Raw genomic sequence first — 24,681 nt, forward strand, 5'->3', positions numbered from 1 at the left:
TATGGCAACCGGAACGTTCACCGTCATTCATCCCCAGGGCTTCCATGCCCGTCCGTCCAAGCTGTTCGTGGAAAAGGCAAGCTCTTTCCCTTGCAAGGTGACGCTGCATAAGGGCAGCAAAAAAGCCAACGGCAAAAGCTCTCTCGGCCTTCTGACGCTCGGCATCGCCGCCGGCGACGAGATCACGGTGGAGACCGAAGGCGAGCAGGATGAGCAGGCGCTGCAGGAGCTCGGCGCGATGCTGACTAAGATTTACGAGGAATAGATTTTCCTGCGAAACGCATACAGGCCGTTTGGCGGCGCCGCTCCGAGAGCGGCGCCGCCAAACGGCTGTTTTTATTACCGCTTCATAAGAAGAGCGAGGGATGACACCAGCTTCATATGGACTCATCAAAAATAAACGGAATTTTCAAAATGAATTCCTGCCGAAAGGGGAATGGGGTGAAAATAAACGCACAATAAATCCGGATCAAACAGGTCCTTGACCCTGCTGATTTTTTTCTAAAGTCATATTTCTTGATTTCAATGAATAAACTGAATTCAATGCCTTGCCAATATCGGCGAGTGATGCCGATGCCGGCGAAATTTAATGCTTTTTTAAGAGTCGCTTAAACCGGGCTTAACCTATGCCCGTTACAATGAAGGCATACAAGCGGCAAGTCCGGGCATCCGGACGCCGGCGAAAGGCGGTATGAACGTGGATCAAAGACAAGGACCTGAGCTCCCGGCTGTCAGCGCTGCGGCGAAGACTTCAAGGAGCGACCGCAAATCCAGGCAAGCCCGGCTGATCGCAGCCAGCGCTCTGCTGCTGATGCTGTCGATGAGCAGCGCGATGTCCGTCCCTTCCCGCGCGCATGCATCGGCTGCCGCTCTGGAGAAGACGCAGTCCGACCGGATCGGTGCAAGCCGCATAGGGTGGACGGCCGCGGCCGCGCAAGCGGCGGGACTGCCTGTAGACGAGCTCGTGGAGCGGCTGAGGAACGGAGAGACGCCGGCCGAAGCGGCCAGCTTGTCCAGCAGCGCGGAGGACGCCGTCATCCGCGGCGTTTATCAGCCATGGGAGGCGGAATTGGAGCGCCAGCTCTCCTCCGGGGAATTGACCGAGGCCCAGGCGGAAGCCCAAAAAAGCGCGCTGCTGACTGCGGCGCGCGGGCTCGTAACAGGCGAGTGGAGCTGAAAAAGGGAACAAGCCTGAGAGAGGGCGCCGGCAATGAGCCGGCGTCTGCATAGGCGGCAGGATACGGAGCGGATCGAGCAATCGGCGATCGGCTAGCGTGACAGCTCCTCCCCTTGCTCCAAACTCCCTCACAAGAATAAGACCAGGAAACCTTCTTGCTCCGCTGAGCCAATAGCGTGCCAATAGCGTGCCAATAGCGTGCCAATAGCGTGCCAATAGACCATGAAAAAAACCGCCCGGTCCGGGCGGTTTTTTTCATGCGCTATATTTCATAGGCGTTGCAAGGCTTCCAATCAAGAAGCTCTGCGCATGCTTCCAAGAATAAGGCTGACGATCGCGACAAGCACGATAGCTCCGATCAAAGCCGGAATGAAGTAGAAGCCTCCGACGACAGGACCCCACTCGCCGATCAGCATGGAACCGAGCCATGCGCCGACAAAACCTGCAATGATGTTTCCGATGATGCCTCCCGGAACGTCGCGTCCCACGAGCATGCCCGCCAGCCAGCCGATGATGCCTCCAACAATCAGTGCCCATAACCAAGTCATGATGATTTCCTCCCTTTTCTTCTTTCAGTGTCGTGTTTCCCTCATGCCATTAAGTAACCCTTGCCGCAGATTTAGAATCAGGCTGCCGGCGAGGCTCATCGAAATTTGTTCGGACGGACGTACCGTGAATCCGGTCTTTATTCCACCCATATAGAGGAAGCGAAAAGTTTATGATAGGCCTAAAGAACTATTTCTATAGTCATATATAAATTATGAAATGGTTCCATCCGAATAATCTAGTAAACAAATACCCGCTACTTACGAACTACAAAATGATATATTGATAGTTCGATAGATACATAACAGATGAGGCCGCGGGCTCAAACGGAGGTTATCGGAATGAAGGTTATTCGCTCAGCATTCGAAGGATGGTTCAAAGGAATCGTATCCGCAGCCGCGGCAGCCGCATTGATCGCAGCTCCCCTGCAGGCGTCGGCAGCGGCGGAGCCTGCCGCAGCCGCCGTCTATGCCGCAGGAGGCGCCTACGCGGCCGATTCCTTCGAGGAAGCGGCATCCATCGTCTACGGCGTCATGAAGCAGTCGTACGGGACTTCCGTCACGGTCGACTATGCAGGCGACACCTCCGACTTGGCCAAGCAGCTGGACAAGCTGTTCAAGCAGATCGGAAGCAAGGACGACTACATGCGCTTTGTATTGAAGAAAATGAGCTGGAGCTGGACGAGCACCCGATACCAGGCCGCCATCACGTTCAAGATGGAGTATTGGGAAACCGCCGAGCAGAGCGAGTATGTCCGCAAAACGGCTAAGGAAGCCGTCGATTCGCTGCTGAAGCCGGGCATGACGGACAGGCAGCAGGTCAAGTCGATCCACGATTGGGTGATCGGCCGATTCGCCTATGATTATTCGCTCTCCAGCCATTCGGCTTACGACGGCTTGGTGAAGGGCGGGAGCACCGTCTGCCAGGGCTATGCTCTGATGACGCAGCGGATGCTGGAGGCGGCTGGATTCGACAGCCGGATCGTATACGGGGACTCCAAGGGATCCAAGCATGTATGGAATCTGGTCAAGCTGGGCGATTCGTGGCTCCACCTGGATACGACCCTTGACGAGGGCGGCGCCGGAAAGCCGGGAACGGCTTACCTGCTTGTGTCGGACGACGTCATCGGCAAGGATCACAGCTGGGTCCGTTCCGAGTATCCGGCGGCAAAAGGATGAAAAAAGGAAATTTATTCCACTGCTGAAATCGCTTTATGGCTTTCCCTTTCCTATGCGGGATGGTAAGATGGACGCATGATAGGAGGATGCGTGCATGACGACAAACCATGATACCGAAGACAAGCAGGCAGCTCCGGGAACCGAAGTTCCTGAAGGACAGCCCGGACTTACCGAAACCGAATTGATGAACATGATATCGGCGCTCTACCAGCATGGAGAGACGGCGCTTAGAACGTTTTACCAGGATGAATACGAAGTGGACGGGCAGGTCATCAGCCACCCGATGTACGGACCTCTCGTCATGTACAGGCTGACGGATCCTAACGGCAACTTGTATACCTGCGGATTTTTCATGAACGAGCTCGTCCAGAATTTCCAGAAAAACGAAGACCCGGCCTTATGGTTGTCTTCCTTCTTCGTGGATATTCTAAGGGGAGAACGCAGCAGGCTCGTGCCGCCTCCGCCTCAGAACGAAGACGAGGCGAAGTTCCTGTTCGACCAGGTCATCGTCCCGCATATCGCCAAGACGGTCCGCGAGGAATTCGCTCCGGAGTCGGTGCATGTCGATATCGATGTCCATCCCGAGCATGGGCCGGTTGTCGAAGCCGGATTCCCGTCCATCACCGACGGGAACAACGTCGTCGCCCTGCCGTTCCATTACCTGCTCGCGCTCCATCTGCTCAACAGGGATACGGCGGATCCGCTTGTCACCGGCATGTACAAGATCCGCGAGGAACATGGACTGGATGCGTAATTGAACGTCCGTACGGAGGTGCGGCATGCAAGGCGGACAGGAGCGGATCGGCGATCCGCTCCTGTCTCTTTTTCCAGGTTAAAACCATTTATTCCTATCCGTTGACACGGATATCGCAGGATGATACTATACTGTCATCGATAGAGAGACAGTTGACGATGAGGAGAGTGCGGAGAATGTCCATCATTCCTGAGCAAAGCAAGGTCCAGCAGCCGGTCATCGATTTTCACACGGTCATCAAGGAACGCCGTTCCGTCCGCAAGTATGACGCATCCCATAAGCTGACGGACGAGGAAATCCGGGAGCTGCTGTCGGCAGCCGTGCTGGCGCCTTCGGGCAGCAACATGCAGCCATGGCGCTTCATCGTCATTACGGATCCGGAATTGAAGCAGAAGCTTCTTCCGGTAGCCTTCAACCAGGAGCAGATCGTGGCTTCCTCCGCCGTCATCGCCGTGCTTGTCGACCTGGAGTCCTACAAGACAGCGCCGCGGATCTACGGTAAGGCGGTAGACGCTGGTTACATGAACCAGGAGACAGCCGACAAGCTGATCGGCAACATGAACAAGTTCTACGGCGGTCTCAGCCGTGACCGCGTTCTGCATGGAGCCTTGATCGACGGCGGCCTGGTGTCCCAGCAGCTGATGCTGGCCGCCCGCGCAAGAGGACTGGATACGGTGCCGATGGCAGGCTACAATACGGAGCAGTTCCGCGAGATGTTCGGCGTGTCGGAGCGGTATGCGAACGTCATGCTGATCGCCGTCGGCAAGGCGGCCGAGCCGGGCCATCCGACCGTCCGCCTATCCGTGGACGAAGTGACCAGCTGGAACGAATTCCATCAATAACTTTTCAATAATGGCTTTGGAATGGACCTTCGCGGGCATGCGTCAGGTCCATTTCTTCGTTTAAGGCGAATATCCCCAGGGTAATGAAGGCTCAGGCAGGACAAACCCTTTACCCCGAGAGGATGAAATGACTATGGCACAAGAGCAGGAGATCAAGAACGGCGCGGAAGCCTACGACAAAGTCAAGGAAACGATCGGAAACATGGACGAGGGCAAAAAAGAACAGATTCTCGCCAGTTTCGGCGAATTCAAGAGCTATCTGGGCAACCGGATCGATCTGGCGAGGAGAATCGGCCTCGATGAAGAGCAGCTGGCGGTAGCCGCCGAGAAAGTCGCCGATTACCTGGCCAAGCACGAAGAGCCCCGCAACAGCGAGGAGAAGCTGCTGCAGGAGCTGTGGAAGGTCGGCAAGGACGATGAGCGCCACAAGCTTGCTCACATGCTGGTCCGCTTGAGCCAGGAAACGAATGAGCCTGCAATCGAGCGCTCCTAGCAGGAGGAGAAGGCATCTGGCCGAGGCTGCGTCGCAGCCCGGAGCGGATGCCTTTTCGTTTGGCCTTCGAGACAAGCCGAGCCTAAGCGGAATTTGATCTGGGTTTTATAATATGTTTACATATAATAAGTTTACTCATCAAGATTATGGACGGGCAGCAGGCTGGAGCCTGCTCCGGAAAGAAGGACTTGCGTTGGAATTTTGGGTTGGATTGTTGGAATTGATCCTGATCAATATCGTCCTGAGCGGAGACAACGCGGTCGTTGTAGCGATGGCAAGCCGCAAGCTGCCGCCGGAACAGCAAAAAAAGGCGATCCTGTGGGGCAGCGTCGGAGCCATCGCACTGCGGGTCATGCTGACGTTCGTGGCGGTGAAGCTGCTCTCGATCCCTTACCTGCAGCTGGCCGGTGCCATCCTGCTCGTATATATCGCCGTGCAGCTTCTCCAGACCGGAGACAAGGGAGAGGAAATCAAGGCAGGCGGCTCACTGGGCGCTGCGATCCGGACGATCATTCTCGCGGACCTCGTCATGAGCCTCGACAACGTGCTGGCCATGGCCGGCGCCGCGCAAGGCAACTACCTGCTCATCTTCATCGGCCTGGCCATGACGGTTCCCCTCATCATATGGGCAAGCAAGCTGCTCGTCATGATTATGGACAAGTATCCGATCATCGTCATTCTTGGAGCCGCGCTGCTCGGCTATACGGCAGGGGAGATGCTTCTGGACGACAAGGCGGTCGGGGAGAAGCTGTCCGGGCTGTTCGCTTATGCGGACCACATCATCCCGGTCGCCATCGCCATTGCCGTGCTGGTTGCCGGGCGCATCCTGAACGGCCGCCATTCATCGGCGGAACCGAAGCCGGAGGCGGGGGACCGTTGAGCGGTCGGCCGCTCTGCAAGCCAGATGCGGCTTGCAGCTGCTTATTCCGTCGGGCTCTGCAGCCAGGAGGATAGCGCGAGCCGCGCTTCGGATGGAAGTCTGGCGCCTAGCTTGAGTTCAAGCTGATAGGGCAGAATGCCGTTCATCGGCAGCAGCAGCATTCGGCTCGGATCCGGCAGGACGCTTGACGACGCTTCGGCGAGGCGGGAATCCGAAAATACAGGCACGACAGCCATGCCAAGCCCGGCTGCCGCGAGCGAAGCCGCGATGCCGGCATCCGGCACCGTATGCCCCTCTTCCAGATCCAGTCCCCTAGCTGCCGCCCAGGACAAGATTTGGCTCCGCAGCCTGCTGCCGGCCGGCGGCGCGATCCAGGGCCTGCCCGATTCCAGGGCGGCCTGCGCGGCTTGGATTCCTGCTGCCTGGGCCCATTCACGGGAGACGGCAAGTCTCAGGTCGGCATCGGGAAGGGGCAGCCAGTCCGCTTCAGCGTTTTCCTGCCGCTCCCGAATATGGATATCGGCATGCATGACGGTTTCTTCTTCGATCCGGAGCCATTCGATTCCGTACCCGGCCGGCTCCAGCGCGAACGCGGCGAATGACGCCATGATGCTGCTGCAAGAAGCGTCCGCGAGCAGGGACAAGCGCTTCACGCTGCCTCCCCGGAGCCTCATCTCGCGAGCGGCCTCCTCCTGCAGCGCCAGCATCTTCAGCGCGTACCGGTGAAGCCTGCGGCCTGCGTCCGTCAGAAGGATCCGGCCTGTCTTTATTTCGAACAGAGGCATTCCCCATTCTTCCTCCATCGACTTCATATGAAAGGTCACCGTAGGCTGCTTCAGGCCCAGTTCCTGAGCGACCAAGGTGACTTTTTTCAGTTGTTCAAGGAGCACGATGATTCTCCATTTGATCAACGTCATGATAAATGACCTCATTCCGGTTAGAGTATAGAATCAGTATATCATTTTATTGGATATTCATAGAGAACATCTATTCAATTTTACAATTGCCTTTACAAACCGAAGATATCCCTTTAACAAGGCGCTTGTACAATAAGTCTTGTGAGGCAGAACAAACTTGGTTCTCGGAAGGGGATTTAAAACGAAATGAAGAAAACGATGTTGGTCCTGATGACGATGGTGCTTGCGCTGACGCTGGCAGCCTGCGGAAGCAAAGCAAACGACAACGGCACGAACAATGCAGCAGGCGGCTCCGAGCTCAGCGGTTCCATCCTGGCAGCAGGCTCGACGGCTATGCAGCCGCTGGTTGAGCAGGTGTCCAAGAAATTCATGGCCGACTCCAAATATTCCAGCATCACCGTTCAAGTCCAAGGCGGCGGCAGCGGCACCGGCCTGACGCAAGTATCCGAAGGTCAAGCCGATATCGGCAACTCCGACATCTTCGCCGGCGAGAAATTCAAAGATGCCGATGCGGCGAAAGCTCAAGAGCTGGTTGACCATCAAGTCGCAGTCGTAGCCATGGCAACGGTCGTGAACAAGGAAGTCGGCATCGACAACCTGACGAAGCAGCAGCTGGTCGATATCTTCACCGGCAAGATCACGAACTGGAAAGACGCTGGCGGCAAAGACGAGAAAATCGTCATCGTCAACCGTCCATCCAGCTCCGGAACGCGCAAGACATTCGAGAAATACGCTCTTGGAACGGCATCCGAAGACCTTCCCGGCAACATTCAAGAAGATTCCTCCGGCACAGTCAAGAAGCTTGTCGGCGAAACTCCTGGAGCCATCGGCTACCTGGCTCTCTCCTACCTGGACGATTCCGTCAAAACGATCAAGCTTGACGGCGTAGACGCTACGGCCGACAACGTGAAATCCGGTTCTTACCCGGTATGGGCTTACGAGCACATGTACACGAAAGGCGAGCCTAACGAAATCGTGAAAGCTTTCATCGACTACATGCTGAGCGACGACGTTCAAAAAACCGACATCACGGATCTGGGCTACATCTCGATCCACGAGATGCAAGTAAAACGTGACGAAGCAGGCAATATTACGAAATAAGATCAGTTGCGCCAACGGCGCGCTGCAGCAGGCCAAGTGCGCGGAAACCACTTCCGCGCCTTGGCTTTGCGCCATGATAATGCCAAGGCGTAAGGAGAGATGAGAAATGAACGCCATGAGACAACCTTCCCCGGGCGGCCCCGGAGACGCAAAGCCTGCAGCAGCGCCAGCCGAAGGCAAGCCTGATTCCGCCGGAGCCAAGAAGGGGGGGCCTTCCGCCGGCAATCCAGCTCGGCCGAAGCGTTCCAGACGCAGCCGCACGGCGAGCGAATGGCAGGGCAAGGCCTATACCCTTATTTGCGTAGCCATACTTATTATCACGATTTTTTCGATGGTCTTTTTCGTCGCATCCAAAGGGCTTGCCACCTTCTTCAAAAACGGGGTCAGCATATCGGAGTTCCTGACCGGCATCAAGTGGTCGCCGGACGGCGAGCCTCCGTCTTTTGGCGCGCTTCCGTTCATCACGGGATCGTTCGCGACTTCCATCCTTGCGGCCTGCATCGCGGCGCCGCTCAGCTTCTGCGCGGCCGTCTTCATGACGGAGCTGATGCCGAAGTTCGGCAAACGCTTCATGCAGCCGGTCATCGAGCTGCTCGCCGGCATTCCTTCGGTCGTGTACGGCTTTGTCGGCCTCAGCGTCGTCGTGCCGTTCCTGCGCTCGATCTTTCCCGGACAGGGACTCGGCATCGCCGCGGGCGCAATCGTCCTCTCGATCATGATCCTTCCGACGATCACTTCGATCGCCACGGACTCCTTGTCCAACCTGCCGCGCGGCCTCAAGGAAGGCAGCTATGCGCTCGGAGCCACCCGCTGGCAGACGATTTCCCGCAGCATATTGCCCGCTGTGCTTCCATCGATGCTGACCGGCGTCGTGCTCGGCATCGCCCGCGCGTTCGGCGAGGCGCTTGCCGTTCAGATGGTCATCGGCAACTCGCCGCATATTCCCAGATCCCTGTTCGAATCGGCTTCCACGCTGACGAGCGTCATTACGCTGAGCATGGGCAACACGGTCAAAGACACCGTGCAGAATAACGTTCTTTGGAGCCTGGCTCTCGTCCTGCTCGTCATGACGTTTGTATTTGTCGGCATTGTACGCCTTCTGGAGAGGAGAGCACGCAGATGAGAATGTCCAACAAAACGGCCGACCGCATCGCGACCGCCGTATTCTATTTCTTCGCTTTCCTGATCATCGCCGTCCTGGCTTCGCTGATCGGATTCATCCTGTACCGGGGCCTCGGACAGATCAGCTGGCATTTCCTGACCTCTCCTCCAGAGACGTTCAAGACGGGAGGCGGCATCGGGCCGCAGCTCTTCAACTCCTTGTTCCTGCTTGTTCTGACCATGATCATAACGGTTCCCCTCGGCATCGGAGCCGGCATCTATATGGCGGAATATTCGCGTCCGGGACGGTTCACGGACTTCATCCGCCTCGTTGTCGAAGTGCTCTCTTCCTTCCCTTCCATTGTCGTCGGCCTGTTCGGCCTGCTCGTGTTCGTGCAGTATTTCGACCTTAAGTTCTCGCTGCTCGCAGGAGCGCTGGCTCTGACGGTGTTCAACCTGCCGCTCATGGTGAGGATCACCGAGCAAGGCATCCGCGGAGTGCCGCGTGAACAGAAGGAAGCCGGGCTTGCGCTCGGCCTGACCCGCTGGCATACGATCACCAAGGTGCTGCTGCCGGTATCGCTGCCGACGATTCTGACCGGCACCATCCTCGCTGCAGGCCGCGTCTTCGGCGAAGCGGCGGCGCTGCTGTTTACGGCGGGCATGAGCTCTCCGCGCCTGGACTTCACGGACTGGAATCCGTTCAGTCCGGTATCGCCTCTCAATCCGATGAGGCCTGCCGAGACGCTGGCCGTCCACATCTGGAAGATCAACAGCGAAGGCGTCGCGCCCGACGCGGCGCAGATCGCCGCCGGCGCATCGGCGGTGCTCATCCTGACCGTGCTGCTGTTCAACCTCGGGTCGCGCTGGCTGGGCCGCTTCCTATACCGCAAGCTGACCGCATCTCGTTAATCTCATCTGAGGAGGCTATATTCCATGGCATTGTCTACACAGTCGGCCCCCGGGGCCCGTGCAGAGGAACACGCCGGGACGGATGCGCTTAGCGCGGATAACCTGAGCGTATTTTACGGGGAAAAGGAAGCGGTGAAGAAGGTCAGCCTGCGCTTCGCCAAGGGAAGCGTCAACGCCTTGATCGGTCCTTCCGGCTGCGGCAAGTCGACGTTCCTGCGCAGCCTGAACCGGATGAACGACACCATTCCCGATGCCCGCATGACCGGGAGCATCTGGTTCGACGGAGCGGACATCAATGCTCCTGGCACCGATGTCGTCTCCCTGAGGCAGCGGATCGGAATGGTCTGGCAGAAGCCGAATCCGTTCTACAAGTCGATCTACGAGAACATCGCCTTCGGTCCGCGCTATCATGGCGTGAAGAAGAAGCGGGAGCTGGACGAGATCGTGGAATCCTGCCTGCGCCGTACGGCTCTGTGGGAGGAGACGAAGGATCGCCTCAACCAGTCCGCGCTGTCGCTGTCCGGCGGCCAGCAGCAGCGCCTGTGCATCGCCCGCACGCTGTCGGTCGAGCCGGAAGTGCTGCTGATGGACGAGCCGGCATCGGCGCTGGATCCCGTCTCCACGTCCAAGATCGAAGAGCTGATCTCGGAGCTGAAGCAGGAATACTGCATCGTCATCGTCACGCACAACATGGCGCAAGCCGCCCGTGTGTCGGACAAGACCGCATTCTTTTATATGGGCAACCTGATCGAGCACAACGATACGAACATCATTTTCACGAATCCGGAAAACAAGCAGACCGACGATTACATCTCGGGCCGCTTCGGCTAAGATTCCAAGACGAATGGGAGCAGGGGACACTATGAACCAGGTAATGGAGATCGACCGTCTTAATTTGCATTATGGAGACTTTCACGCCCTGAAGGAGATCAATCTCGGCATTCCCGAAAAAACCGTGACGGCCTTCATCGGACCGTCCGGCTGCGGCAAGTCCACCTTCCTCCGCACGCTGAACCGGATGAACGACCTCGTGCCGGGCGTTCAGATCGGCGGCAGCGTCAAGCTGGACGGACAGGATATCTACGGCGCGGACACCGACGTGGAAGTGCTCCGCAAGCGTGTCGGCATGGTGTTCCAGCAGCCCAATCCTTTTCCCAAATCGATCTTCGACAATGTCGCCTACGGTCCGCGCCTGCACGGCATCCGGGACAAATCCCGCCTGAACGACATCGTCGAGCGCAGCCTGCGCGGCGCCTCCCTCTGGGAGGAAGTGAAGGATCTGCTCGGCAAGTCCGCGCTGAGCCTCTCGGGCGGCCAGCAACAGCGGCTGTGCATCGCGCGCGCGCTGGCCGTGGAGCCGGAGGTGCTGCTCATGGACGAGGCCACATCCGCTCTGGACCCGATCTCGACGCTCAAGATCGAGGAGCTCGTCCGCGAGCTCAAGAAAGAGTACACGATCGTCATGGTGACGCACAACATGCATCAGGCGGCCAGGGTTTCCGACCGCACGGTATTTTTCCTCAACGGAGAGCTTGTGGAGGCGGAAGAGACGGAGAAGCTGTTCTCCAATCCTACGGATGCGCGGACGGAAGACTATATTACAGGGCGATTCGGTTAAGGCTGAAGCCGGGAGAGGGAGAGAGAGAACGTGATCAAACGCAAGGAGCTTGACGAAGGACTGGATCAATTGAAGGCCATGCTGGTCGAAATGGGAGACCATGTCGAATCGGCGCTGACCAAATCCATGCATTCCCTCATCCATATCAATGCCAAGGAAGCCGCTCAGATCATCCAGGAGGATCCGGAGCTGAACCGCCTGGAGGAGAAGATCACCGAGCTCGGCTCCAAGCTGATCGCGACGCAGCAGCCGGTCGCCAAGGACCTGCGCCGCATTCTCGTGGCGTTCCGGATCTCGGGAGACCTGGAGCGGATGGGCGATCTGTCCGTCGACATCGCCAAGGTCGTCATGCGTCTGGACGGCCAAGAACTGATCAAGCCGCTGATCGACCTGCCGCGCATGGCGGAGACCGTGCAGACGATGATCTTCGAATCCATCCAGTCCTACGTGCAGGAGAATGTGGATCTGGCCTACAAGATGGCCAAGGACGACGACATCGTCGATGCCCTCTATTCCCAGATCATCCGGGAGATGTTCACGATCATGGTCGAGAATCCCCGTACGATCAACCAAGCGATGCTGCTCAGCTTCGTCGGCCGCTATATCGAGCGAATCGCCGACCATGCGACGAACATCGGCGAGAGCGTCACTTACCTCGTCACAGGCAAGCGCCCGGATTTGAACGTATGATGCCCTTAGCCCCTCGCTCCCATGCGAGGGGCTTTTTCGTTTCAACATCCTGGCTGATGTTCTGTCCGCGAGGGGCGGAAGAAGAACTCTCCCCGCTACATTGGTTGTAAGCTTCTTAGCAGTCACATAATTGTCGTTTTCAATTTCCGCCTTGCGGGACAATAAGATACATCTTATCGACAAGGAGTGACAGGCATGGATTCCGCTACGGAAGCAGAGATCAAGACCGTGTTCCGCTTGCAGAAACAGAACAGGCACTCCATGCGGGATACTTCCGCCGAGCAGCGCATCGCCAGGCTGATCCGGTTCAAGGAGGCGATCCTGGCCCGCCAGGACCAGCTGATCGAGGCGATCCGAACCGATGTGCGCAAGCCCCGTTCGGAGGTGGAGCGGGTGGAGGTGACGGGGACGGTCGCTTCCATCGACCATATGATCGCTCATCTGAAGGAATGGATGAAGCCGGAGACGGTTCCTTCGGCGCTCAATCCCAAAGCGCGGGGACAGCTCGTCTACGAGCCCAAAGGGGTATGTCTCATCCTCGGCCCATGGAATTACCCGTTCCTGCTGACAGCCGTGCCGCTTGCCACGGCGATCGCCGCCGGCAACTGCGCGATGGTGAAGCTGTCCGATTTCACCCCTGAGACGAGCCGCGCCGCCGCATCGATTATCCGCGAGGCGTTCGACGAGAAGGAAGCCGCGGTTTTTGAAGGCGAGGTCGAGGTCGCTACCGAGCTGCTGGAGCAGCCGTTCGACCATATTTTCTTCACCGGCAGCACGCCCGTCGGGAAGATCGTCATGACGGCGGCGGCCAAGCATCTGGCTTCCGTCACTCTGGAGCTGGGAGGCAAAAGCCCGACCCTGCTCGGACCCGGCTGCGATGTGAAGGATGCGGCGAGGAAAATCGCCCGCGGGAAATTCATGAACGCGGGCCAAACCTGCATCGCTCCTGATTACATGCTTGTCCAAGCCGGCCAGCAGGACGAGTTCGCCGCAGCGCTGGAAGCCGTCGTCCGGTCCGGTTATGCCGACGGTCAAGGCGTCCTGGACAAGCGGAAGCTCGCCCAGATCGTCAACAAGCGCAACTTCGACCGCATCAAATCCCTCTACGACGACGCTGTCGCCAAGGGAGCGGAGACGGTGTTCGGCGGCCAGTTCGACGAGGATGACCGTACCGTCCATCCGACGGTTCTCAAAAACGTGAGCGCGGACATGAAGATCATGCAAGAGGAGATTTTCGGTCCGATCCTGCCGATCCTGACCTATGGAGCCATCGAGGAAGCCATACATGTTGTCAACGAGCGGGACAAGCCGCTGGCGTTGTATGTATTCAGCGACGACAAGGAGCTGGTCGACAAGGTGCTGCAAGGCACGACCTCCGGCAATGTCGCGGTCAACGACGTCGTTGTCCACTTCAGCGAGCCGAATCTGCCGTTCGGCGGCGTGAACCAGAGCGGCATCGGCTCCTATCACGGGATCTACGGCTTCCGCGAGTTCTCGCATCGGAAAGGCATCTATTTCCAGGCTTGAGCAGAGGAGGGCCGTTGACATGAAAATAAAGAACAGCCTGCACAATTGTGCAGGCTGTTTGCTTTGCGTTGCTCATGATTTCAACGGCGGCTCAGATGCTCCATCAATCGGCCCGGATAATCGGTGATGATGCCCGTCACGCCGATAGCTGCAAGACGGTCCCATTCGGCGGGGTGATTGGCCGTGTAAGGATAGATGCGGAGCCCCGCGGCGACGGCGTCCTCGACATCCTTGGCTCCGATCAGGCCGTGATGCGGATGGAGCGACCATACCTCCGTCTCCAGCAGCGCCGCATAAGAAGCATGATGGATGAGATCGGCGGCATACAGCAGTCCGATGCGGAGCTCCGGCTCCGCCTGCTTCAGCCTCAGCAGCAGCTTGTGGTCGAAGGAGGACACGACGGTGCGCTCCAGGCGATTGCCGCCGCGGAGGTAGTCCAGCAGAACTTCGTCGAGCAGCGCGCCTCCGGCATCCTTGACTTCAACGTTGATTTCGATGTGCGGCGGAAGGAGGTCGTAGACTTCCTCCAGAAACGGCACCCTTTCCCCGGCAAACGAAGGCGAGAACCAGCTCCCGGCATCCGCCCCGCGGATGGCGTCCGAATGCAGCGAGCGGATCGCTCCGGTGCGGTCCGTCGTCCGGTCGAGCGTATCGTCATGACAGACGATGAGCTTGCCGTCCTCCGACAAGTGAATGTCCAGCTCCACCATATGGCTTCCTTGCTCGGCCGCAAGCCTGAAGCTCGCCAGCGTGTTCTCGGGCGCCTCCCCGGCTGCGCCTCTATGCCCGATCACGATCGGGCCGCCTGCATTTCCGTCCTGCTCGATTTCTCCTGTCATCCTCTTGTTCCCTCCCAGTGTGGCTCCGTTCCGGCAGAAGCCGCTTTCGGCGATCCTGTTCGCCATCATTATATGCCGTCTCTATAAGCCTGTCTCCCATGGATTTGCAATCTAAAGAAATCTTTAGAAAGAGATCCCTGCTATCACGCAAGCGCCATCACATTTCCTAATCTTAATAAATTGCTGACATAGAGGTTACAAAAGGGCGTTATCGTTGGAGTTGCCAAGCCGACTCCGGCCATGCAATCTCTTGAAAGGGCGGTGGCAATCACCCATGAGTTCATCCTTATATTCGGACAAGCCTGAACCGGTCCTGTCTCCGGCCTCCGCAGCCTCGGCCGGTACCCCGATCGCAGCAGGCAAGCTGAGGCGGATCCGGGAGCAGCTGCTCGGTTATTTGTTTTTGGCCCCGAGCCTGGCTGTATTCACCTTGTTTCTCTTTTATCCGATGGCACGCTCGGTCTATCTGAGCTTTCAGCTTACCGATCCCCGCGGCAGGGTCGCCGCTTATGCGGGCTGGGACAATTATTCGCGGATGATGGAATCGTCCGCATTCTGGAACAGCCTTTGGATCACCGTCAAGTTCACGCTGCTCACCGTGCCGGCCGGGCTTGCTCTCGGCTTGCTGTGCGCCAGCCTCGTCCATGCCGCGGGCAGGGGCAGCAAGCTTTTCCGCTTCGTCTTCTCGGTTCCGCTCGCCCTCTCCGTCGGCACGGCATCCATCCTGTGGATGATTCTCTATCATCCCACTCTCGGCATGCTCAATTACTTGCTGGGCCAGATCGGCATCGCGCCGGTCCAATGGCTGACCGATCCGTCCGCAGCGCTCGGTTCCGTCTCGCTCATGACGATATGGATGAACTCCGGGTTTCCTTTCGTCCTGCTCCTGGCCGCCATTCAAGGGCTGGACAACGATGTCATGGACAGCTCGCGGATCGACGGCGCTTCGATGTGGAGAACGTTTTTCTCGATCAAGCTGCCGCTGCTGTCGCCGACGCTGTTCTTCCTTGCGGTCGTGTCGATCATGAGCGCCTTCCAATCGTTCGGACAGGTCAACATCCTGACTCGGGGAGGCCCTGCAGGCTCCACGGATGTGCTGGTGTATTCCATCTACCGCGAAGCTTTCGTCAACTACCAGTTCGGCACCGGCAGCGCGCTGGCGATCGTGCTGTTCGCCCTTATGCTCCTGCTGACGGCGGTCCAATTCCTCGTACTTGGAAAGAAGGTGCATTACCAGTGAGGGGATACGGCCACCCGCGCCATCCGGTCCGGTTATTCAGCCTTTACGGCTCGCTCATCCTGCTGGCGCTGTTCGTGCTCGGACCGCTGCTGTACCTGCTCGCCCAGAGCTTCATGACCCCGGCCGAAGCCAGCGAGTATCCGCCCAAGCTGCTTCCATCCGGCTTGTACACCGGAGGACTCAAGAACGCGATTGAAACGGTGCCGATCTTCGGCTTCATCGTCAACAGCTTTGTTCTGGCGATCGCGATCATGGTTCTCCAGGTGCTGACGGCGGCACTGGCCGCTTATGCATTCGTCTACATCCGCTTCTCGGGAAGCCGATTCTGGTTCGCGCTGTTCATCAGCACGATGATGATTCCATGGGAAGTAACGATCATCCCGAATTATTTGACGGTCAAAAGCTGGGGATGGCTCGATTCGTTCCAGGGACTCATCGTGCCCTTCGCGGCTTCGGCATTCGGCGTGTTCCTGCTCCGCCAGTTTTTCCTGCAGCTGCCGCGTGAGCTGTTCGAGGCGGCGCGCATCGACGGCTGCGGGCATTTCCGCCACTTCGTCTCCGTCGTGCTGCCGCTGTCCGGTCCCGCTGCCGCATCGCTGGCCGTCTATGTGTTCCTGAACGGCTGGAACCAGTATCTGTGGCCGCTGCTCATCACGAGCAGCGACGCCATGCGGACGGTCCAGATCGGGATCGCGATGCTTCAGTTCGAGGAGCTGACGAGCTGGAATCTGGTGCTCTGCGGAGTGGCGCTCGTCCTCGTGCCGTCCCTCGTGCTGCTGGGACTTGGCCTCAAGCCGCTCGTGCGGGGAATTACAGCGGGAGCGGTCAAAGGCTGAGCTGAGGCTGCGATGAACTGAGCAAGACGCCGGGCCAAGTATGGAACTGATGCAGCCGGCATGATTCCAGTCTTCATTCGGGTATTCGTCCTTAGGGACTTGCCATATAGACAAATATCGATTCAAAGGGAGAGAAATCCAACCATGGTCAAACGCAATTGGAAAATGGCGCTGCCTGTAGCGGCTATGCTCGTGCTGCCTCTGTCTGCCTGCGCATCGAATCCGAGCAACGGCGGGCAAAGCGCCGATCCGGCACCAACCTCCGCGTCTTCCAATACGGACGCCTCCGCGAATGCGGGCGGAGCTTCCACGGAGCCTGCCAAGGAGCCGGTCAAGGTCGTCTGGTGGCATTCCATGAGCGGCGAGCTCGGCAAAGCCGCGGACAAGCTGGTCAGCGATTTCAACGCCTCGCATCCCGATGTGAAAGTGGAAGGCGTCTTCCAGGGCACCTATGACGAGAGCCTGAACAAGCTGAAGGCTTCAATGGATTCGAAGTCCGGTCCTTCCCTGATCCAGGTGTACGAGATCGGGTCGAGATTCATGATCGATTCCGGCGCCGTGACGCCGGTGCAGCAGTTCATCGACGAGGAAAACTACGACGTGTCCTCGCTGGAGCCGAATATCCGGAGCTATTACACGTTCGACGGCAAGCAGTACTCGATGCCATTCAATACGTCCAACCCGATTCTTTATTATAACAAGGATCTGTTCACGAAAGCCGGACTGGATCCGAGCAAGCCGCCTGCGACTTACCAGGAGGTAGCCGACGCGGCCAAGAAGCTGACCGGGGGCGGCGTGACGGGAGCTTCCTTCGCCATCTACGGCTGGTTCGTGGAGCAGCTGCTGGCGAATCAGGGCAAGGATCTCGTCAACAACGGCAACGGCCGCGACAGCGCCGCTACGGAATCGCTCGTGAACCAGGAAGCGGCCGTCAAGACGTTGACCTGGTGGAAGGGCATGGTCGACGACAAGTCCGCGCTGAATCTCGGACGCAAGACGGACGACACGAAAAAAGCGTTCCTGGCCGGCCAGATCGGCATGACGCTGGATTCGACGGCCTCGCTGCGCGGCATCGTCGACGGAGCCGCAGGCAAATTCGAAGTCGGTACGGCCTTCCTGCCCAAGCCGGACGCATCCTCCGAAGGCGGCGTCGTCGTCGGCGGCGCGAGCCTGTGGGTTCTGAACAACAAGCCGGCCGAGGAGCAGAAGGCCGCCTGGGAGTTCATCAAGTATTTGGCCGAGCCGGCCGTACAAGCAGAGTGGCACATCAACACCGGCTACTTCCCGATCACGACGAAAGCGTACGACGAGCAGATCGTCAAGGACAATCTGGCGAAGTATCCGCAGTTCCAGACGGCTGTAGACCAGCTGCACGCGTCCAAGGCGGGCACGGCCAGCCAAGGCGCCGTCATGGGCGTCTTCCCGGAAGCGCGCCAGACAGTGGAAGGCGCGATCGAGGAAGCGTTCACCGGCAAGAAGGACGTCAAGGCCGCGCTTGACGATGCCGCCAAGCAGATCACCGAGAAGATCGGCATCTACAACAAGACGGTAGCGAAATAAGAAGCGTAAGCTTCCGAAGACGGAAACAGCCCCGGGATCGATGATCCCGGGGCTGTTTTTTATCCGTACCGCCGGTCACCGCAGGAGCCGTCGCCGCGGATCAGCAGATAGACGATGAGTCCGAGCATCGGCGCCACAAGCAGGGCGAGCAGGACGATCAGCGCGTATTCGCTGCTGTGCCTCCGCCTTCTCGCATCGCGGTAGGCCCATGCGCAGAGGGCGGCGTGGAGGGCGAAAAACAGGAATCCGATGAATAGAAATCCGATTCCGAAAAGTCCGACTCCCGAAACCATTCAATCAATCCTTAATATTCCAACGATAAGATAAATTTACATATGAAGAATTCCATCCAGGGGATTCAAGCCGATCGAGCCGGGAGTCTCCCGTCCGGGAATCGGAGGGCCGTTTATGGTATGATGGAAGCAACCATGAACAGGACGAGGTGCCCAATGGACAAGTGGATATTGATCGACGGCAACAGCATTGCCAACCGGGCTTTCTACGCCATGCCGCCGCTGACGAACGCGGCGGGATTACATACGAACGCTGTATACGGCTTCACGACGATGCTGCTCAAGGTTCTCGAAGAAGAGAAGCCGACGCATGTGCTCGTCGCCTTCGACGCCGGCAAGGTGACGTTCCGCACCGAGAGCTTCGCGGAATACAAGGGAACGCGCCAGAAGACGCCTTCCGAGCTGTCGGAGCAGTTCCCGCTGATCAAGGAGGTCGTGGCCGCGTTCGGCATCAAGCAGTTCGAGCTGAGCGGCTACGAGGCGGATGACATCATCGGGACGATGACCCGGCTGGCGGACGAAAAGGGAGTCAAGACGATCGTCGTGTCCGGAGACAAGGACATGCTGCAGCTGGCCTCGGAGCAGGTGACGATCGCCGTGACGCGCAAGGGCGTAAGCGAGACGGAGCTTTACGATCCCGCCGCAGTCAAGGAACGCTACGGCCTCGTGCCGAGCCAGATCATCGATCTCAAGGGCTTGATGGGCGATTCGTCCGACAACATCCCGGGCATTCCCGGTGTCGGGGAGAAGACCGCGCTCAAGCTTCTGCATGAATATGGCACGGTCGAAGCCGTGCTGGAGCATTCCGGCGAGCTGAAGGGCAAGCTCAAGGAGCGCGTGGAAGAGAACCGGGAAGCCGCGCTCATGAGCAAGCAGCTGGCGACGATCTTCCGCGAGGTTCCTCTCGAGGAAGGAACGGCGGACTTTCCATATAGCGGCTTCGAGCCTTCCGTGCTGGCGGATGTGTTCGGCCGGCTTGAATTCCGCTCCCTGATGGAGAGGCTGGACCTGTCGGCAGGAGCCGGAGGGGAAACGGCGGATGCGGCTCCGAGCCGGGAGCTGACTGTCGTCCCGGTCGAGATCGGGGATTCCGCCGCGCGATCGGCGCTGGAAGCCGCGCTGGACGGATCCGGAGGCTTTTTCCTGGAATCGCATGGGGACAACCCCCATCATGCCGATATTCTCGGAGCGGCATATGCGGTGGAGGATAGGGTGTTCGTCATGGATGCGGACTGGCTCCGCAGCGAGGACGCGGACGGCTTCAAAGGCTGGCTGGCCGATCCGTCCCGGCCCAAGACCGGCTGCGATCTGCACCGTGCGGAGCTCGTCCTGAACCGGATCGGCGTCCATCTGCAGGGAGCCGGCTTCGACATCGTGCTGGCCGCCTACTTGCTCGATCCGACGGATACCGACCAGAGCGTCACCGGCATCGCCGCCCGCAGCGGCCTTCCATCCGTCCCTTCGGACGAGTCGGTCTACGGCAAAGGGGCCAAGTTCAAGGTGCCGGACAAGGAAACGCTGTACGCCCACCTGGCAGCCAAGGCCGAAGCCGTGCGCGGGCTTGCGCCGCTGCAGCGCGGGAAGCTGGAGCAGAGCGGCATGAACCGTCTCTACTTCGAGCTGGAGCAGCCGCTGTCCGGCGTGCTGGCGGACATGGAGAAGCTCGGCATCTGCGCGGATGCCGGCGCGATCCGCGAGCTCGGCCAGGAGCTCGAGAAGGGCATCAGCGCCGACGTGGCCGAGATCTACCGCCTGGCGGGGACGGAATTCAACATCAACTCTCCAAAGCAGCTTGGCGAGATTCTGTTCGACCGCCTGGGACTGCCCGTCATGAAGAAGACCAAGACCGGTTATTCCACGGACGCCGACGTGCTGGAGAAGCTGGAGCCCTATCATGAAATCATTCCGCTCATCCTGCACTTCCGCCAGCTGCATAAGCTGCAGTCCACCTATGTGGAGGGCTTGCTCAAGGAGATCCGCGAGGACAGCGGCAAGATCCACACGTACTACCGGCAGACGATCGCGGCTACGGGCAGGCTCAGCAGCCAGTTCCCGAACCTGCAGAACATCCCGATCCGCCTGGAGGAAGGACGCAAGATCCGCAAGGCGTTCGTGCCATCCGAGCCGGGCTGGAGCATCCTGGCTGCCGACTACTCGCAGATCGAGCTTCGCGTGCTGGCCCATATATCGGGCGACGAGGGATTGACCGAAGCTTTCACGCATGACATGGACATCCATACGAAGACGGCCATGGACGTGTTCGGCGTGGAGGAGTCGGAGGTGGACTCCAACATGCGCCGTTCGGCGAAGGCGGTCAACTTCGGCATCGTATACGGCATCAGCGACTTCGGCTTGTCCCAGAACCTGAACATCACCCGCAAGGAGGCGTCGCGCTTCATCGAGCAGTATTTCGAGGCGTTCAAGGGCGTGCGCAAGTACATGGACGACATCGTCCTGGAAGCGCGCAAGGACGGTTATGTGAAGACGCTGCTGGAGCGCCGCCGCTATTTGCCGGAGATCAAGGCGTCGAACTTCAACCTGCGCTCGTTCGCCGAGCGGACCGCGATGAACACGCCGATCCAGGGAACGGCGGCCGACATCATCAAGCTGGCGATGGTGAAAATGCAGGAGCGCCTGCGGACCGACGGCATGAAGAGCCGCATGCTCCTGCAGGTGCACGATGAACTGGTGTTCGAAGTGCCGCCGGAGGAGCTGGAGATCATGAAAAAGCTCGTGCCGGAAGTGATGGAGAGCGCCTTGGAGCTGAATGTGCCGCTGAAGGCCGAAGTCAGTTTCGGAGCCAACTGGTACGAGGCGAAGTAGCCTTTTTTTGCAGTCAGAATCTGCGCAATGCGCCGCCAGGATGGTTCCGGTATAATAGAAGCCGAAGAGGTGATGACATCATGCCGGAATTGCCGGAGGTAGAGACGGTAACCCGAACGCTTAATATTCTCGCAGGGGGCAAGACGATCGAGAAGGTCGCCGTCAGCCTGCCGCGAATTATACAGCGCCCCAAGGAGCCCGAAGCTTTCGAGGCCGCCCTTGAGGGCCATACGATCCTGAACGTGGAACGCCGGGGCAAGTTCATCCGTTTCGTGATGGACGGGCTCGTGCTCGTCTCCCATCTGCGGATGGAGGGCAAGTACGGCCTGCATGACGCCGAGGACGAGGTGGCGAAGCATACGCATGTGCGCTTCCGCTTCACGGACGGAACCGAGCTGCGGTACAAGGACGTCCGTCAGTTCGGAACGATGCATCTGTTCAAGCCGGGCGAGGAATTCACGATGCCTCCGCTGCTGAAGCTTGGGCTGGAGCCGCTGAGCGAGGAGTTTACGTGCGAGTCGCTGGTGGAAAGGCTCGCCAGGCGGACGACGCGCATCAAGCCGCTGCTTCTGAATCAAGAATATATCGTGGGGCTCGGCAATATTTATGTGGATGAGGCGCTGTTCCAGGCCGGCATCCATCCCGAGCTGACGGCGGACCGCCTGAAGCCGGCCCAGTGGAAGCTGCTTCACGCGGCGATCCGCGAAACGCTGCAGAGGGCCGTCGATGCGGGAGGCTCCTCCATCAAGTCCTACGTCAACGGACAGGGAGACCCCGGCAAGTTCCAGCATGAGCTGCTTGTGTACGGCCGCAAGAACGAGCCTTGCCGCAACTGCGGCAGGCCGATCGAGAAGAGCGTCGTCGGCGGGCGCGGCACGCATACTTGCGCGGCTTGCCAGCCGCTCCCGAAGGCGCGCGTCCGCAAGAGCGGCTGACGCGCCGCCGAGCGGCGCCGAAGCCGGTGTCGCCCGGCGCACGACGAAGCGACAGGAACAGACGCCCATTCCTTGCATATGATGATCCTAAGTCAAATGCAGGGAGGTAGGGCTGGAACGTGTTCGCCCACATACTGCCGCTGTTGCTCTTGTCATTTGCCGTCAGCGTGGATGGATTCGGCGTAGGAGTCACGTACGGGCTGAGGCGTATCCGCATCCCGATGCTGTCTGTACTGATCATTACGGGCTGCTCGGGCATCGTCATCCTGCTCGCCATGAAGGTAGGGGCTTGGCTCTCCGGATTCGTATCCCCCGAAGGTGCGAAGCTGATCGGGGCCGCCATCCTGATGCTGATCGGATCTTATACCCTTGCGCAGCAGCTTCGCCGCGTCAAGGAGGAAGAGGTCAAGCCGGATGCGGGCTCAGCCCGCGACAATCCGGATCCGGCAGCGATGCCGGAGGGCGGCCCGAACGGGGCTCCCTTGCCGCCGGCTGCGGTGCTTACGCTTGAAATCAAAAAGCTCGGCCTCGTCATTCAGATCCTGAAGACGCCTCAAGCCGCCGATATGGACAGCTCGGGAAGCATAAGCGCGGGCGAAGCTCTTCTGCTCGGGTCCGCGCTGTCGCTGGACGCCTTCGGCGCAGGCCTCGGCGCCGCCATGGTCGGCCTCGTGCCTTGGGTGACGGCATGCTGCATCATGCTGGCGAGCGGACTGTTCCTGGTCGGAGGACTGCGCTTCGGCTTCCGGTTCTCCGGTGTCAACCGGATGAAGGCGCTGAGCTTCCTGCCCGGCGTCCTGCTGCTTCTGATCGGATTCGGCAAACTATGGTAACATCTCCCTATCCCTCCCGCAGCGGAGGGATATTGGGCTTTACAAGAGGAATTAGGGCTGCACAAAGGAGGTTCGCATCTCTTGAGAATAGGTCTTACAGGCGGAATCGCCAGCGGCAAAAGCACCGCAACCCGCTTTCTGCGCGAGGCGGGAGCCTTCGTATCGGATGCCGACGAGGCGGCCCGGAAGGTTGTTCTGCCCGGAACGCCGGCATTGGACGGCATCGTGGAGGCTTTCGGCCGCAGCCTGCTGCTGCCGGACGGCATCCTCGATCGGGCCGCCTTGGGGCGGGTCGTATTCGGAGATCCGGACAAGCTGAGGCGGCTCGAGTCGATTCTGCACCCGGCGATACGCGCGCATATGAAGGATGAAATGGACCGTGCCGAGGCCGAATCGCCCGGAAGGCTCATTGTGGCGGATATCCCGCTCTTGTACGAAACAGGGCAGGACAAGGCTTACGACGGCGTCCTTGTCGTTCATGTGCCGCATGAGCTGCAGGTCAAGCGCCTCATGGAGCGAAACGGCATGGACCAGGCGGAAGCGGAGCGGCGAATCGGCCTGCAGATGAGTCTGGACGAGAAAAAGCGGCGGGCAGACTGGGTCATCGACAACAGCGGCAGCCTGGAGGATACCCGAACCCAGATCGGGCGCTGGATGACGGAGCTTGTGCCGTCATGAGATGGCTGGCCAAGAAAAGGGTGCTGCTGGTCGTACTGGCGGGATTCGTCCTCCTGCTTTTCCTCAAGTCCGACTGGATGGGCCGGATGATGTATCCGATCTCTTACGTCGACGAGATCCAGGCCGGCGCTTCCGATTATGAAGTCGATCCGTATCTCATCGCGGCCATCATCCGCGTGGAATCGAATTTCCGTACCGGCAAGGTTTCGAAGAAGGGAGCCGCAGGGGTGATGCAGCTCATGCCCGACACGGCCCAGTGGATCATCGAGACGGCCAAGCTCGAGGCTTTGACCGCAGAGGGAGTGACCTCCGATACGAAGCTCAGCATCCGGGCAGGCTCCTGGTACATACACTCCCTTCATCAGCAGTTCAAGGGCAATTCGGTCGCGGCGGTCGCAGCCTACAACGCCGGACCCGGCAAAGTGTCCAAGTGGCTGCAGAACGGGACGTGGGACGGAACGCTCAAAAACCTGAGCCGCATTCCGTACGGAGAGACGCGCCACTATGTACAACGTGTCGATTATTATTATAATAAGTATAAGGACCTGTATCCCGACATGGCCAGCGATTCATCAGGCCGGCTCAGCTGAATGCAAAAAAACCCGGAACGCCTCCCGTTTCGGGGAGACGTTGCCGGGCTTTCCGATATCAGGCCAAATTATTTGTATTGACCTGCCAGGGATTGCTCGCCGATCGTTACCAGGCGTTTCGTGATGTAACCGCCAAGGGAACCTGCGTCATACGTCGTGAAGTTGCCGTAGTAGCCGTCCTGCGGGATGGCGATACCCAGTTCTTGAGCAACTTCGAATTTCATTTGATCCAGCGCCGCGCTTGCGTTTGGCACGACCAGTTGGTTGCTGCCGCTGTTGTTGTTAGCCATTGTTGTTCACCTCCTCGCTGTTGGTAAA

Annotated in this window: 27 protein-coding genes; 22 read left to right on the forward strand and 5 right to left on the reverse strand. The window is 59.0% G+C overall.

Annotation, left to right across the window (positions count from 1 at the left end; all coding sequences use genetic code 11):
* Position 1: 1 nt before the first annotated feature.
* Both CIC07_RS08615 and CIC07_RS08620 read left to right on the forward strand, forming a co-directional pair.
* Positions 2-265, forward strand: coding sequence for an HPr family phosphocarrier protein (locus CIC07_RS08615; RefSeq protein WP_076358282.1), 264 nt, complete (start codon positions 2-4; stop codon positions 263-265).
* A gap of 432 nt (positions 266-697) precedes the next feature.
* On the forward strand, positions 698-1,177 hold the full coding sequence (locus tag CIC07_RS08620; protein ID WP_139334440.1) for a hypothetical protein: 480 nt from the start codon (positions 698-700) through the stop codon (positions 1,175-1,177).
* Between the two features lie 293 nt (positions 1,178-1,470).
* Here CIC07_RS08620 and CIC07_RS08625 read toward each other — a convergent pair whose 3' ends face one another.
* Entirely contained in the window at positions 1,471-1,725 is a 255-nt protein-coding gene (locus CIC07_RS08625; RefSeq protein WP_076358280.1) for a GlsB/YeaQ/YmgE family stress response membrane protein, read from the reverse strand.
* Positions 1,726-2,064: 339 nt separating this feature from the next.
* Between CIC07_RS08625 and CIC07_RS08630 the strand changes: the two genes are divergently transcribed.
* From CIC07_RS08630 to CIC07_RS08650, 5 genes are all read left to right on the forward strand, one after another.
* Positions 2,065-2,901, forward strand: coding sequence for a transglutaminase domain-containing protein (locus tag CIC07_RS08630; protein ID WP_076358279.1), 837 nt, complete (start codon positions 2,065-2,067; stop codon positions 2,899-2,901).
* Positions 2,902-2,995: 94 nt separating this feature from the next.
* On the forward strand, positions 2,996-3,655 hold the full coding sequence (locus CIC07_RS08635) for a hypothetical protein (protein ID WP_076358278.1): 660 nt from the start codon (positions 2,996-2,998) through the stop codon (positions 3,653-3,655).
* 176 nt (positions 3,656-3,831) lie between these two features.
* Positions 3,832-4,497 carry a nitroreductase family protein gene (locus CIC07_RS08640; protein ID WP_076358277.1) on the forward strand — a complete coding sequence of 222 codons (666 nt, stop codon included), beginning with the start codon at positions 3,832-3,834 and terminating at the stop codon, positions 4,495-4,497.
* 133 nt (positions 4,498-4,630) lie between these two features.
* Positions 4,631-4,990, forward strand: coding sequence for a DUF3243 domain-containing protein (locus tag CIC07_RS08645; protein ID WP_076358276.1), 360 nt, complete (start codon positions 4,631-4,633; stop codon positions 4,988-4,990).
* A gap of 193 nt (positions 4,991-5,183) precedes the next feature.
* On the forward strand, positions 5,184-5,870 hold the full coding sequence (locus tag CIC07_RS08650) for a TerC family protein (protein ID WP_076358275.1): 687 nt from the start codon (positions 5,184-5,186) through the stop codon (positions 5,868-5,870).
* Positions 5,871-5,911: 41 nt separating this feature from the next.
* On the opposite strand, the gene CIC07_RS08655 is transcribed toward CIC07_RS08650, so the two are convergent.
* Entirely contained in the window at positions 5,912-6,787 is an 876-nt protein-coding gene (locus tag CIC07_RS08655) for a LysR family transcriptional regulator (protein ID WP_076358274.1), read from the reverse strand.
* A gap of 186 nt (positions 6,788-6,973) precedes the next feature.
* Between CIC07_RS08655 and CIC07_RS08660 the strand changes: the two genes are divergently transcribed.
* From CIC07_RS08660 to CIC07_RS08690, 7 genes are all read left to right on the forward strand, one after another.
* Positions 6,974-7,888, forward strand: a complete 915-nt coding sequence (locus tag CIC07_RS08660; RefSeq protein ID WP_021877762.1) for a phosphate ABC transporter substrate-binding protein PstS family protein — start codon at positions 6,974-6,976, stop codon at positions 7,886-7,888.
* Between the two features lie 106 nt (positions 7,889-7,994).
* On the forward strand, positions 7,995-9,011 hold the full coding sequence (pstC, locus tag CIC07_RS08665; protein ID WP_234993013.1) for a phosphate ABC transporter permease subunit PstC: 1,017 nt from the start codon (positions 7,995-7,997) through the stop codon (positions 9,009-9,011).
* A gap of 2 nt (positions 9,012-9,013) precedes the next feature.
* Complete coding sequence (gene pstA / locus CIC07_RS08670; protein WP_076358526.1) at positions 9,014-9,901, forward strand: phosphate ABC transporter permease PstA; 888 nt, start codon at positions 9,014-9,016, stop codon at positions 9,899-9,901.
* A 24-nt stretch (positions 9,902-9,925) separates the two neighbouring features.
* Positions 9,926-10,732 (forward strand): phosphate ABC transporter ATP-binding protein PstB, encoded by an 807-nt coding sequence (pstB, locus tag CIC07_RS08675; RefSeq protein WP_083688382.1) that lies wholly within the window; start codon positions 9,926-9,928, stop codon positions 10,730-10,732.
* A gap of 31 nt (positions 10,733-10,763) precedes the next feature.
* The gene (gene pstB / locus CIC07_RS08680) at positions 10,764-11,519 is read left to right on the forward strand and encodes a phosphate ABC transporter ATP-binding protein PstB (RefSeq protein ID WP_048745432.1); all 756 of its coding nucleotides are present in this window, start codon (positions 10,764-10,766) and stop codon (positions 11,517-11,519) included.
* 30 nt (positions 11,520-11,549) lie between these two features.
* The gene (gene phoU, locus CIC07_RS08685; protein WP_021877758.1) at positions 11,550-12,209 is read left to right on the forward strand and encodes a phosphate signaling complex protein PhoU; all 660 of its coding nucleotides are present in this window, start codon (positions 11,550-11,552) and stop codon (positions 12,207-12,209) included.
* 195 nt (positions 12,210-12,404) lie between these two features.
* On the forward strand, positions 12,405-13,736 hold the full coding sequence (locus CIC07_RS08690) for an aldehyde dehydrogenase family protein (RefSeq protein ID WP_094247999.1): 1,332 nt from the start codon (positions 12,405-12,407) through the stop codon (positions 13,734-13,736).
* 80 nt (positions 13,737-13,816) lie between these two features.
* On the opposite strand, the gene CIC07_RS08695 is transcribed toward CIC07_RS08690, so the two are convergent.
* Positions 13,817-14,575: a glycerophosphodiester phosphodiesterase gene (locus CIC07_RS08695; protein ID WP_076358524.1), complete on the reverse strand. Its 759-nt coding sequence runs from the start codon at positions 14,573-14,575 to the stop codon at positions 13,817-13,819.
* Between the two features lie 274 nt (positions 14,576-14,849).
* Between CIC07_RS08695 and CIC07_RS08700 the strand changes: the two genes are divergently transcribed.
* The 3 genes from CIC07_RS08700 (at position 14,850) to CIC07_RS08710 (ending at position 18,211) form a co-directional block, all read left to right on the forward strand.
* Positions 14,850-15,815 (forward strand): carbohydrate ABC transporter permease, encoded by a 966-nt coding sequence (locus tag CIC07_RS08700; protein ID WP_083688380.1) that lies wholly within the window; start codon positions 14,850-14,852, stop codon positions 15,813-15,815.
* Positions 15,812-16,651, forward strand: coding sequence for a carbohydrate ABC transporter permease (locus CIC07_RS08705; RefSeq protein WP_076358272.1), 840 nt, complete (start codon positions 15,812-15,814; stop codon positions 16,649-16,651). The genes CIC07_RS08700 and CIC07_RS08705 overlap by 4 nt, the downstream gene beginning before the upstream one ends.
* 144 nt (positions 16,652-16,795) lie before the next feature.
* Complete coding sequence (locus CIC07_RS08710) at positions 16,796-18,211, forward strand: ABC transporter substrate-binding protein (RefSeq protein WP_076358271.1); 1,416 nt, start codon at positions 16,796-16,798, stop codon at positions 18,209-18,211.
* Positions 18,212-18,270: 59 nt separating this feature from the next.
* Here the strand turns inward: CIC07_RS08710 and CIC07_RS08715 are convergent, their stop codons facing one another.
* Positions 18,271-18,504, reverse strand: coding sequence for a PLDc N-terminal domain-containing protein (locus tag CIC07_RS08715; protein ID WP_076358270.1), 234 nt, complete (start codon positions 18,502-18,504; stop codon positions 18,271-18,273).
* 156 nt (positions 18,505-18,660) lie between these two features.
* Here CIC07_RS08715 and polA point away from each other — a divergent pair, with 156 nt between their 5' ends.
* The 5 genes from polA (at position 18,661) to CIC07_RS08740 (ending at position 24,363) form a co-directional block, all read left to right on the forward strand.
* Positions 18,661-21,327: a DNA polymerase I gene (gene polA / locus CIC07_RS08720; protein ID WP_076358269.1), complete on the forward strand. Its 2,667-nt coding sequence runs from the start codon at positions 18,661-18,663 to the stop codon at positions 21,325-21,327.
* Between the two features lie 80 nt (positions 21,328-21,407).
* On the forward strand, positions 21,408-22,262 hold the full coding sequence (gene mutM, locus CIC07_RS08725) for a DNA-formamidopyrimidine glycosylase (RefSeq protein WP_076358268.1): 855 nt from the start codon (positions 21,408-21,410) through the stop codon (positions 22,260-22,262).
* Positions 22,263-22,381: 119 nt separating this feature from the next.
* On the forward strand, positions 22,382-23,095 hold the full coding sequence (locus tag CIC07_RS08730; protein WP_234993014.1) for an MntP/YtaF family protein: 714 nt from the start codon (positions 22,382-22,384) through the stop codon (positions 23,093-23,095).
* An 81-nt stretch (positions 23,096-23,176) separates the two neighbouring features.
* Entirely contained in the window at positions 23,177-23,773 is a 597-nt protein-coding gene (gene coaE / locus CIC07_RS08735) for a dephospho-CoA kinase (protein WP_076358267.1), read from the forward strand.
* On the forward strand, positions 23,770-24,363 hold the full coding sequence (locus CIC07_RS08740) for a lytic transglycosylase domain-containing protein (RefSeq protein WP_076358266.1): 594 nt from the start codon (positions 23,770-23,772) through the stop codon (positions 24,361-24,363). Before coaE ends, CIC07_RS08740 begins: the two co-directional genes overlap by 4 nt.
* A 68-nt stretch (positions 24,364-24,431) precedes the next feature.
* Here the strand turns inward: CIC07_RS08740 and CIC07_RS08745 are convergent, their stop codons facing one another.
* Positions 24,432-24,653 (reverse strand): alpha/beta-type small acid-soluble spore protein, encoded by a 222-nt coding sequence (locus CIC07_RS08745; protein WP_021877750.1) that lies wholly within the window; start codon positions 24,651-24,653, stop codon positions 24,432-24,434.
* Positions 24,654-24,681: the final 28 nt, after the last annotated feature.

The sequence above is a fragment of the Paenibacillus sp. RUD330 genome (assembly GCF_002243345.2).
Taxonomy (GTDB): domain Bacteria; phylum Bacillota; class Bacilli; order Paenibacillales; family Paenibacillaceae; genus Paenibacillus_O.

Excerpts from the sequence above, each read along its gene's own strand:
- CIC07_RS08615 (WP_076358282.1), top strand. The coding sequence starts at position 2 with ATGGCAACCGGAACGTTCACCGTCATTCATCCCCAGGGCTTCCATGCC.
- CIC07_RS08625 (WP_076358280.1), bottom strand. The coding sequence starts at position 1,725 with ATGACTTGGTTATGGGCACTGATTGTTGGAGGCATCATCGGCTGGCTG.
- CIC07_RS08630 (WP_076358279.1), top strand. The coding sequence starts at position 2,065 with ATGAAGGTTATTCGCTCAGCATTCGAAGGATGGTTCAAAGGAATCGTA.
- CIC07_RS08635 (WP_076358278.1), top strand. The coding sequence starts at position 2,996 with ATGACGACAAACCATGATACCGAAGACAAGCAGGCAGCTCCGGGAACC.
- CIC07_RS08640 (WP_076358277.1), top strand. The coding sequence starts at position 3,832 with ATGTCCATCATTCCTGAGCAAAGCAAGGTCCAGCAGCCGGTCATCGAT.
- CIC07_RS08645 (WP_076358276.1), top strand. The coding sequence starts at position 4,631 with ATGGCACAAGAGCAGGAGATCAAGAACGGCGCGGAAGCCTACGACAAA.
- CIC07_RS08655 (WP_076358274.1), bottom strand. The coding sequence starts at position 6,787 with ATGACGTTGATCAAATGGAGAATCATCGTGCTCCTTGAACAACTGAAA.
- CIC07_RS08660 (WP_021877762.1), top strand. The coding sequence starts at position 6,974 with ATGAAGAAAACGATGTTGGTCCTGATGACGATGGTGCTTGCGCTGACG.
- pstC (WP_234993013.1), top strand. The coding sequence starts at position 7,995 with ATGAACGCCATGAGACAACCTTCCCCGGGCGGCCCCGGAGACGCAAAG.
- pstA (WP_076358526.1), top strand. The coding sequence starts at position 9,014 with ATGTCCAACAAAACGGCCGACCGCATCGCGACCGCCGTATTCTATTTC.
- pstB (WP_083688382.1), top strand. The coding sequence starts at position 9,926 with ATGGCATTGTCTACACAGTCGGCCCCCGGGGCCCGTGCAGAGGAACAC.
- pstB (WP_048745432.1), top strand. The coding sequence starts at position 10,764 with ATGAACCAGGTAATGGAGATCGACCGTCTTAATTTGCATTATGGAGAC.
- CIC07_RS08690 (WP_094247999.1), top strand. The coding sequence starts at position 12,405 with ATGGATTCCGCTACGGAAGCAGAGATCAAGACCGTGTTCCGCTTGCAG.
- CIC07_RS08695 (WP_076358524.1), bottom strand. The coding sequence starts at position 14,575 with ATGACAGGAGAAATCGAGCAGGACGGAAATGCAGGCGGCCCGATCGTG.
- CIC07_RS08700 (WP_083688380.1), top strand. The coding sequence starts at position 14,850 with ATGAGTTCATCCTTATATTCGGACAAGCCTGAACCGGTCCTGTCTCCG.
- CIC07_RS08710 (WP_076358271.1), top strand. The coding sequence starts at position 16,796 with ATGGTCAAACGCAATTGGAAAATGGCGCTGCCTGTAGCGGCTATGCTC.
- CIC07_RS08715 (WP_076358270.1), bottom strand. The coding sequence starts at position 18,504 with ATGGTTTCGGGAGTCGGACTTTTCGGAATCGGATTTCTATTCATCGGA.
- polA (WP_076358269.1), top strand. The coding sequence starts at position 18,661 with ATGGACAAGTGGATATTGATCGACGGCAACAGCATTGCCAACCGGGCT.
- mutM (WP_076358268.1), top strand. The coding sequence starts at position 21,408 with ATGCCGGAATTGCCGGAGGTAGAGACGGTAACCCGAACGCTTAATATT.
- CIC07_RS08740 (WP_076358266.1), top strand. The coding sequence starts at position 23,770 with ATGAGATGGCTGGCCAAGAAAAGGGTGCTGCTGGTCGTACTGGCGGGA.
- CIC07_RS08745 (WP_021877750.1), bottom strand. The coding sequence starts at position 24,653 with ATGGCTAACAACAACAGCGGCAGCAACCAACTGGTCGTGCCAAACGCA.